Origin of the sequence: Stutzerimonas frequens (genome assembly GCF_024448335.1) — a bacterium.
GTDB classification, from domain to species: Bacteria; Pseudomonadota; Gammaproteobacteria; order Pseudomonadales; family Pseudomonadaceae; genus Stutzerimonas; species Stutzerimonas frequens.
Genome location: NZ_JAMOHM010000002.1, coordinates 455375 through 461874 on the forward strand (window position 1 = coordinate 455375; position 6500 = coordinate 461874).

Genomic DNA, 6500 nt, shown 5'->3' on the forward strand with positions numbered 1-6500 from the left:
CCATGCTCAACCGACATCTTGTCGCTTCAACCAGCGCCGCGCTCTGCGCGGCGCTTCTGCTTGGCGGCTGCGCCAATCACCTGCCTCAGCGCAGCGAGCATGAAGCGCGCACCGAACGCAAACTGCTCGACCACAGCCTGCGCATCGAGCTCGGCGAACCACAGGTACTCGAACTGCCCCAGCGGCGTGTTCGCGTGCAGGAACAGAAAACCTTCGAAGTCACCGATTTCGAGGTCACACGCCGTTATGATCGCTATACGCCCTATCAGCCTTGGCGCGAGCTGTACGAAATCCCGATGGGGGTCGTCGCGGTAGTCGCCGGGGTCGGCGCCAACGTGCTCAACGTAGTGATGCTCGGGAACATCCCCGAACGCGCCACACGAGACTGGATCAGCTACGGTTTCGCCGGTCTCAATCCGTTCATGAACGTCGAGTCCAACGGACGCTCGCAGCAGAATCTCGCCAGCCTCGATGAGCAGCGACGGGATGCTCGGCTCGAGTACACCAGCCTGCCCTGGGCCGAACGGCCGGTTCGGGTCGTCGCCGGTCCGCAGACCCACGAACTGACCACCGACCGCTACGGCGTACTTCGCCTGAGCCTGCTCGACGGATCGTTCGCTGACCAGGATGTCACTCAGGTGGGCAAGCTGCAGCTATCGGTAGAGGATCCGCAGGACGGTACGCGAGCTGACGCCACGCTACTGGTCAGCCACAAGCTGCGCGGCAAGCTGCAGGAGGCGCACGACCTCATATTCGATGACCTCGAGGGTGACGATGTGGCGCAGTGGGTGCATCGAGTCAGACGGCTGTCCGAGCTCGGCATGGAAGAGGAAGCCAGCGAGCTGGAGCAGAGCCTGATCGAGCTGACGCGCAACGACCCTGAGCTGCAGAAGCAGTTTCTGGACAGCCTGATCGAAGGCAGCGACGGAAACTAAACCCGATGATCCCGCGGATGCTCGTTCTGCCGTTGCTTCTGGCGCTGGCGTTGTCGGCAAACGCCAACATCCGCCAGGCGCCTGAACCCGAGCTACGCGATCTTATGCAGCGTACCGTTGCGGAGGCTGACAGCTTTCAGGATCGCTTCGACGCGGAAGTCTGGCTGGTGGACATGTCCGGCCGCCTCAAGCGCTACGTTCCAGACGCAGGGGAACGCCTGACGCTGCTCAGGCTGGTACACCGCGAAGCGAGCAAAGCCGGCCTGCAACCGGAGCTGGTTCTGGCGCTGATCCACGCCGAAAGCCATTTCGACCGCTTCGCCATATCCAGCGTCGGCGCACAGGGCATGATGCAGGTAATGCCGTTCTGGAAGGCTGAACTCGGACGACCGCAGGACAACCTGACCGACAACGCCACCAATCTGCGCTATGGCTGCACCATCCTGAGCTATTATCTTCGCAAGGAAAACGGCGACATCAACCGAGCGCTGGCCCGCTACAACGGCAGCCTTGGCAAGAATCGCTATCCAGCCAAGGTGATCGGCTTCTGGCAGGACTTCTGGTACGTCAAACCGTAAGCGACTCGTAGCCGGAACCACTTGAGCGGATTACTCGCCGCGCAGCTGCTTGAGGTGCTCGAGTATGCCCTCGGCGGTCTGCTCGCCAACCAATTGCTTGCGAACCCTCCCTTCGTCATCCACCAGATAGCTCACCGGCAACACCGCGCTGCGGGACAGCTGCAATCGCTCGGCCGGATCGTCGCTCAGCACCTTGAAGCGAATGCCAAGGGTTTGTGCCGCCTGTGCAAGCTCCTCCCCTCGCAGCTCGTCGAAATTGACACCGAGCACCTCCAGCTGCCGCTCCTGCTCGGCCAGGGTATTGAGTTCAGGAATCTCCGTACGACAAGGGCCGCACCACTCGGCCCAGTAATTGATCAGCAGCCACTTGCCCTGCAGATCGGCAGCGGTCACTTCCCTGCCGTACTGATCCGGCCCCCAACTGCTGTCACAGGCGGCGAGCAGCACGCAGGCGAAGATGAAAAGCGATGAACGTAGTTTGACCATGAGCGATGCCTCGTCGGAATGAGCGGAAGGATACCGCGTACTCCCCGGCCGAGCACGATCAGGCAGCCGGTTGCGGGCATCGAACGGTGACGCCAAATAAGCGCCGCGTTTTCACTGTTCTGCGAGTCCCGTCACGCCGCCCATCGCTCAAGTGCACAGTTTTCGCCGGACCGGACTGCCTATAATTCCGCACCTCACCGACTAACCAGTAGCGAAGCCATGTCTCAACACAATGACAAACTGATCGGTAGTGTGCCGTCGCGCATCGTCGAGCAAGCAGCCATTTCGCTGACCACTTATGACGGTCGCATCGCTGAGTTCAATGTTGCCAGCTGGCTCCAGCTGCAGGGAAAGGCGGGACTGATGGTCTCGCTGGTTGCCAAGTACCGCGACGGACAACAGCAGCGGGAAGCGGCTATCGATCACGGTCGAACCGATGGCGCCGGCAAGATCCTGCTCTCCGGTATCGCCCGGCTACCGGTAAAGCAGAAGATCGAAGATCTGCAGATTCATCTTCGACCGGCCTCGGCAGTGGTCGCCGTATCCGTTGAAGAACTGTTCGTGCATCCCGTCGAGCCCGTCACGGCTGAGCGCATTACCGCACAAGCCTGATCAGCCACTCACCTGCTTCGACGTGTCCGGCACGTTTTGCACAGCTTCTGCTTCTTGCCCGCTCCGCCCCTCCGACCGGTCGACCAGAGATTCGGGCCACTGTGTGAAACGCAGACCGGTCAGGCGATTCAAGGCATCCAGCGCGGCGTCAGGCGCTCGCTGGTGCAGATAAAGAATGGTGCTGCGCTTGCCGTTCATCACGCCGTCCTCTCAACCATCATATCCACTGCCAGAAGCATGCCAGTATTCGAGCCGAGGCCCGATACGCCTCGGGACGCGGCGTGCGGCCGGCTTCCGCCCGGCCCGCGCGCCCCAGGAAACTGCGCAATCATTCCGTTACTGACGATTTTTGTCACCGCCGGCCTGCAACCAGTTCGCCAGGCTGCCACCGAACAGATTGGTCTGCTCCTGTTGCAGCAACTGCAGCGAACGACGCAGCGTCGGGTACCAGGGCTCGTCGAGCTGCTCCGGTAGCGCGTCGCGTGCCGACAAGGGCCAGGGATTGCAGCGCAGCAGCTGATCGAGGCTGTAATGCCCGAGGTCTCGACACAGCACCCAGCCGCCGGTACCCGTGCGGCAAACCAGCTGCTCCTGCTCGAAGAAGCCAAGGATTTCGTCCCATTCGTCCTCGGGTAGGCGCAGGCCGGCCCGGTGCAGGTCACGCAGATGTAGCTCCCTGCCCTTCTGCTGACGCTGGTGCAGCGTGCGCAGCAGCATCAGCATGACCAGCAGCCGCGGCAAAGGGCGGCGGCGCCATTGCTGCGAGGAGGACAACCCACAGACCAGCTCGGCGCCGAACAGCACGATCATCCATGACAGATAGACCCAGAGCAGAAAAAGCGGAACGGCGGCAAACGCGCCGTAGATCAACTGATAGCTGGGAAAGTAGCTGACATAAAGACCGAACAGCTGCTTCGCCGTTTCGAACAGCACCGCGGTGAAGACCCCCCCCACCAGGGCGTGACGTAGCGGCACCCGCGTATTGGGCACGGCGGCATAGATCAGGGTGAACGCGGCGACACTGAGCAGCAATGGCATGACCTTGATCAGCGTGCCCACGCCAATGAGCGCATAGGGCCCCGAGATCAATGAAAGCGAGGCGACATATGTACTGGTAGCGAAGCCGGCGCCGAGCAGCAATGGGCCGAGACTGAGAATGGCCCAATAGAGCAGAAAGCTGGACACGCCACGCCGGGGCTGCCGAACGCGCCAGATCGTATTGAACGCCTTTTCGATCGTCAGCAGCATCATCAGCGCAGTGGCCATGAGAAACCCGACACCGAACCAAGTCAGCTGCCGTGCCTGGCTGGTGAAGGCCAGGAGGTATTCCTGAATGGTCGCACCGGTCGATGGGATGAAGTTGTTGAAAATGTAGTACTGGATCTGTTCGCCGACGCCCTTGAACGCCGGAATCGCCGAGAGCATGGCGAAGGTCACCGTCATCATCGGCACCACGGCGAACAGCGTGGTATAGGTCAGCGCCGCAGCACTGTGGGGCCCTCGATCCGTCAGGAAACGCCTGACCAGGAAACGGCCGAATTCCAGCATGTTATCGATGCGCTGATGCATCCATTCTCCCTTAGAGGCACGACGACCCCGAGATCTTGCCGCAGCGGACAGATGCCGTCCCTGCAAATGGCCCGTGCTGCACATTTCGGCAGGCACCCCGTTGAAGGTTAGAATGGCCACCTCAACCGGCGAGACGCAACCTCAAATGACCGAACTCACGCTTTATCACAATCCGCGCTGCTCCAAATCACGCGCTGCACTGGAGCTCCTTGAAGCTCGCGGGCTGAAACCCGAGATCGTGCGTTATCTGGATTCCCCGCTTTCGACCAGCGAACTCAAAGAGCTGCTGAACAAGCTGGGACTTACCGCCCGGCAGCTATTGCGGACCGGCGAAGACGAGTACAAGACGCTCGAACTGGCTGATGCCGGACTGGAGGAAGCCCAGCTGATCGCAGCGATGGTCGAGCACCCGAAGCTGATCGAGCGTCCGATCCTGGTCGCTGGCGACAAGGCCATCATCGGCCGACCGCCGGAAAAGGTTCTGGAGATATTGCCGTGAGTGCGCCCTACGTTCTCGTGCTCTACTACAGCCGCCACGGCGCCACTGCTGAAATGGCGAGACAGATCGCACGCGGTATCGAACTGACCGGCATGGAGGCGCGCCTGCGCACCGTCCCGGCGGTTTCCACCGAATGCGAAGCCGTCGCACCGAGCATCCCGGACTCCGGCGCGCTCTATGCGACGCTCGATGATCTGAAGAACTGTGCCGGGCTTGCACTGGGCAGCCCGACCCGCTTCGGCAACATGGCAGCGCCAATGAAGTACTTCCTCGATGGCACCAGCAGCCTGTGGCTCACCGGCGAACTGGTTGGCAAGCCAGCCGGCGTATTCACCTCGACGTCCAGTCTGCACGGCGGCCAGGAAAGCACCTTGCTCTCAATGCTGCTGCCGCTGTTGCACCACGGCATGCTGATACTCGGTCTGCCCTACAGCGAGAATGCCCTACTGGAAACCCGCGGCGGCGGTACACCCTACGGCGCCAGCCATCATGCAGGGGCGGACGGCAAGCGTCTGCTCGACGAGCATGAAATCGCCCTTTGCCGCGCGCTGGGGCAACGGCTCGCGCGCACCGCTCAACAGCTGGAGACCGATCGTGGCTAAGAAGCGCAAAACCCTACCGACGCTGGAATGGCTCAAGCCACGGCTCAGGCTCAGCCGGGCCATCAGCCTCGCCAGCTTCTTCGGCCTCGCTGCGCTGCTGGTTGTATGGAATCTGGTATTTGCCGATCTTCACGGAGCGCGCATCTGGGTAGTCCTGAGCATCCAGCTGATTCCATTACTGTTGGTTGCCCCGGGAATGATCGCTGGCAGTCCGCGAGCGCATGCCTGGACCTGCTTCATCGTCAACCTTTACTTCATCCAGGGCGTGCTGGCCGCCATCGACCCGGCGCGCATGGTCTATGGATGGCTGGAAGCGTTCATCAGCCTGACGTTGTTCATCGCAGCTTTGCTGTATACCCGTTGGGCCTATCAATACGAACGCAAGCTCGCTGGAGAAAGCTGACCGCTGGGCCGACCGGGATGCAGACATGCGCTCGTGTCCCGAGCGGCACTACCAGCCAAGCGTTTCCTTGAGGAAGGGAATGGTCAGCTTGCGCTGCGCCTGCAGCGAGGCTTGGTCCAGCTCGTCGAGCAACTCGAAAAGTGCGCTCATGCTGCGCGAACCACGGGTCAGGATGAAACGACCGACATCATCCGGCAGGTTGAGCCCGCGACGCGAAGCACGCAGCTGCAGCGCACGCAGCTTGTCCTCGTCGGTCAGCTGCTGCAGCTGGAACACCAGCGCCAGGCTCAGGCGCGACTTGAGGTCAGGCAGCTCGACCGCCAGTTCGCGTGGCGAGGCATCCGCTGCCAGCAGCAGCCGCCGCCCGGCATCGCGCAGGCGGTTGAACAGATGGAACAAGGCCTCTTCCCAGATCGCGTCACCCGCCACGGCATCGAGATCATCCAGGCACACCAATTCGCTCTGCTCGAGATTGTCCAGCAGGGCCGGTCCGTACTCAGCGACATCGGCCAGCGGTAGATAGACCGCCAGTTCGCCGCGCTCCTCGACCCTCAAACAGGCCGCCTGCAGCAGATGGCTACGACCGACGCCGGTTTGCCCCCAGAGGTAGATCAGTTCATCGGACCACCCTGCGGCAGGCGAGCACAACCGTTCGACATAGCCCAAGGCAGCCGCGTTGGCGCCCGGATAGAAGTTGGCGAAGGTGGCGTCGTCGCGCAGACGGACGCCGAGAGGAAGCTGGATGGGTTTCATGGCTGGCTGGGTGGTTCGGCCGGTGCACCGGCGGGCTCGGCGTAAAGGTCCGAGAGTTTATAG

10 protein-coding genes are annotated in these 6500 nt (G+C 61.9%); 6 read left to right on the forward strand and 4 right to left on the reverse strand.

Features of this window, described 5'->3' with window-relative positions:
- Positions 1-2: 2 nt before the first annotated feature.
- Together NAO55_RS04970 and NAO55_RS04975 are read left to right on the forward strand one after the other, a co-directional pair.
- On the forward strand, positions 3-935 hold the full coding sequence (locus tag NAO55_RS04970; RefSeq protein ID WP_102840051.1) for a hypothetical protein: 933 nt from the start codon (positions 3-5) through the stop codon (positions 933-935).
- 5 nt (positions 936-940) lie between these two features.
- Complete coding sequence (locus tag NAO55_RS04975) at positions 941-1513, forward strand: lytic transglycosylase domain-containing protein (protein WP_102840050.1); 573 nt, start codon at positions 941-943, stop codon at positions 1511-1513.
- 30 nt (positions 1514-1543) lie between these two features.
- Here NAO55_RS04975 and NAO55_RS04980 read toward each other — a convergent pair whose 3' ends face one another.
- Positions 1544-1999, reverse strand: coding sequence for a TlpA family protein disulfide reductase (locus NAO55_RS04980; protein WP_102840049.1), 456 nt, complete (start codon positions 1997-1999; stop codon positions 1544-1546).
- Positions 2000-2218: 219 nt separating this feature from the next.
- Here NAO55_RS04980 and NAO55_RS04985 point away from each other — a divergent pair, with 219 nt between their 5' ends.
- Positions 2219-2611: a hypothetical protein gene (locus tag NAO55_RS04985; RefSeq protein ID WP_102840048.1), complete on the forward strand. Its 393-nt coding sequence runs from the start codon at positions 2219-2221 to the stop codon at positions 2609-2611.
- Here the strand turns inward: NAO55_RS04985 and NAO55_RS04990 are convergent, their stop codons facing one another.
- The gene (locus NAO55_RS04990) at positions 2612-2809 is read right to left on the reverse strand and encodes a hypothetical protein (RefSeq protein ID WP_102840047.1); all 198 of its coding nucleotides are present in this window, start codon (positions 2807-2809) and stop codon (positions 2612-2614) included.
- 138 nt (positions 2810-2947) lie between these two features.
- Positions 2948-4180, reverse strand: coding sequence for a virulence factor BrkB family protein (locus NAO55_RS04995; RefSeq protein ID WP_102840046.1), 1233 nt, complete (start codon positions 4178-4180; stop codon positions 2948-2950).
- Positions 4181-4325: 145 nt separating this feature from the next.
- Here NAO55_RS04995 and arsC point away from each other — a divergent pair, with 145 nt between their 5' ends.
- From arsC to NAO55_RS05010, 3 genes are read left to right on the forward strand one after another with little or no spacing between them, the layout of a single operon-like run.
- Positions 4326-4679 (forward strand): arsenate reductase (glutaredoxin), encoded by a 354-nt coding sequence (arsC, locus tag NAO55_RS05000; protein WP_102840045.1) that lies wholly within the window; start codon positions 4326-4328, stop codon positions 4677-4679.
- Complete coding sequence (gene wrbA, locus NAO55_RS05005; protein ID WP_102840044.1) at positions 4676-5281, forward strand: NAD(P)H:quinone oxidoreductase; 606 nt, start codon at positions 4676-4678, stop codon at positions 5279-5281. Before arsC ends, wrbA begins: the two co-directional genes overlap by 4 nt.
- Positions 5274-5684 (forward strand): DUF2069 domain-containing protein, encoded by a 411-nt coding sequence (locus tag NAO55_RS05010; protein ID WP_102840043.1) that lies wholly within the window; start codon positions 5274-5276, stop codon positions 5682-5684. Before wrbA ends, NAO55_RS05010 begins: the two co-directional genes overlap by 8 nt.
- Positions 5685-5732: 48 nt before the next feature.
- Here NAO55_RS05010 and hda read toward each other — a convergent pair whose 3' ends face one another.
- Positions 5733-6437 carry a DnaA regulatory inactivator Hda gene (gene hda / locus NAO55_RS05015; RefSeq protein ID WP_063539746.1) on the reverse strand — a complete coding sequence of 235 codons (705 nt, stop codon included), beginning with the start codon at positions 6435-6437 and terminating at the stop codon, positions 5733-5735.
- Positions 6438-6500: the final 63 nt, after the last annotated feature.

Excerpts from the sequence above, each read along its gene's own strand:
- NAO55_RS04975 (WP_102840050.1), top strand. The coding sequence starts at position 941 with ATGATCCCGCGGATGCTCGTTCTGCCGTTGCTTCTGGCGCTGGCGTTG.
- hda (WP_063539746.1), bottom strand. The coding sequence starts at position 6,437 with ATGAAACCCATCCAGCTTCCTCTCGGCGTCCGTCTGCGCGACGACGCC.
- NAO55_RS04985 (WP_102840048.1), top strand. The coding sequence starts at position 2,219 with ATGTCTCAACACAATGACAAACTGATCGGTAGTGTGCCGTCGCGCATC.
- NAO55_RS04990 (WP_102840047.1), bottom strand. The coding sequence starts at position 2,809 with ATGAACGGCAAGCGCAGCACCATTCTTTATCTGCACCAGCGAGCGCCT.
- arsC (WP_102840045.1), top strand. The coding sequence starts at position 4,326 with ATGACCGAACTCACGCTTTATCACAATCCGCGCTGCTCCAAATCACGC.
- NAO55_RS04995 (WP_102840046.1), bottom strand. The coding sequence starts at position 4,180 with ATGCATCAGCGCATCGATAACATGCTGGAATTCGGCCGTTTCCTGGTC.
- NAO55_RS04980 (WP_102840049.1), bottom strand. The coding sequence starts at position 1,999 with ATGGTCAAACTACGTTCATCGCTTTTCATCTTCGCCTGCGTGCTGCTC.
- NAO55_RS04970 (WP_102840051.1), top strand. The coding sequence starts at position 3 with ATGCTCAACCGACATCTTGTCGCTTCAACCAGCGCCGCGCTCTGCGCG.